1 protein-coding gene is annotated in these 1,265 nt (G+C 72.0%); it reads right to left on the bottom strand.

Going from position 1 to position 1,265, the window contains the following annotated elements:
* Positions 1–1,265, bottom strand: a 1,265-nt coding sequence (locus ABT122_RS33560; protein WP_351559982.1) for a condensation domain-containing protein, incomplete at both ends; no start/stop codon positions are given.

Below are 1,265 nucleotides of genomic sequence, written 5' to 3'. Positions count from 1 at the left end.
GTGAGGAGGGGTCCGGTGGACCATTCGTCGGTGGCGATGTGGTGGAGGAGGAGGACGAGGGTGTGGTCGTCCTCGGCGGTCCGCAGCAGGGTCACGCGCAGCGGCAGATCCACCGACAGATCCAGGGCCTGACGGCAGAAGGCCTCCGCCTCGGCCGCCAGCCGCTCCACCGGCACCTCCCGCACCAGGAGCGCCGGGCGGGCGTCGTCGGGGTGGAGGACGCGCTGGTGGGGTTCGCCGTCGTGTTCGGCGATGAGGGTGCGCAGGACCTCGTGGCGGGTGACGACATCGTGGACGGCCGCTTCCAGGGCGGCGGGGTCCAGTTCACCCCGGAGCCGTACCGCGAACGGCACGTTGTACGCCGGGCTGGGGCCGCGCACACGGTCGATCAGCCACAGCCGGCGCTGGGAGGGGGAGAGCGGCAGCCGTTCGGGCCGCTCGGCGGCGGGGACGGCGGTCAGGGCGGGCCGGTCGGTGGCGGAGTGCCCGGCGAGGCGGGCGGCCAGGGCGGCGACGGTCCGCGCCTCGAACACATCCCGGACCCCGCACTCGACCCCGAGTGCCGAACGCACCCGGCTCACCGCGCGGGTGGCGAGCAGCGAGTGTCCGCCGAGATGGAAGAAGTCGTCGTCCACCCCGAGGGAGCCGATCCCCAGCGTCTCCGCGAAGATCCCGCAGATGATCTCCTCACGGGCATCGCGCGGCCCCCGGGAGATCCCGGCCGGTGACGCCTCGGGGGTGGGGAGTGCGGTGCGGTCGAGTTTGCCGTTGATGGTGGTGGGGAGGGTGGGGAGGTTGGTGATGGTGGCGGGGATCATGTGGTCGGGGAGTTGTGTGGTGAGGGTGTGGTGGATGGTGTCGGGGTGGGCGGGTCCGGTGGTGTAGGCGTGGAGTCGGTTGTCGCGGACGATGACGGCTGCGGCGGAGACTCCGTCGCAGGCGGTGAGGGCGGTTTCGATTTCGCCGGGTTCGATGCGGAAGCCGCGTATTTTGATCTGGTCGTCGGTGCGGCCGAGGTATTCGATGTGTCCGTTGGTGCGGCGGCGGGCGAGGTCGCCGGTGCGGTACATCCGGTCGCCGGGCGCGCCGAAGGGGTCGGCGGTGAAGCGTTCGGCGGTGAGTGAGGGGCGGTGGAGGTAGCCGCGTGCGTTCTGGATGCCGGAGAGGTACAGCTCGCCGGGGATGCCGGGGGGTACGGGTCGCAGGTGGGCGTCGAGGATGTGGGCGCGGGAGTTGTCGAGGGGTGTGCCGATGACGGGGGTGGG

It is taken from the genome of Streptomyces sp. NPDC001985 (assembly GCF_040296845.1).
Taxonomy (GTDB): Bacteria; Actinomycetota; Actinomycetes; order Streptomycetales; family Streptomycetaceae; genus Streptomyces.
This window is presented reverse-complemented; position numbering and strand designations above follow the sequence as displayed.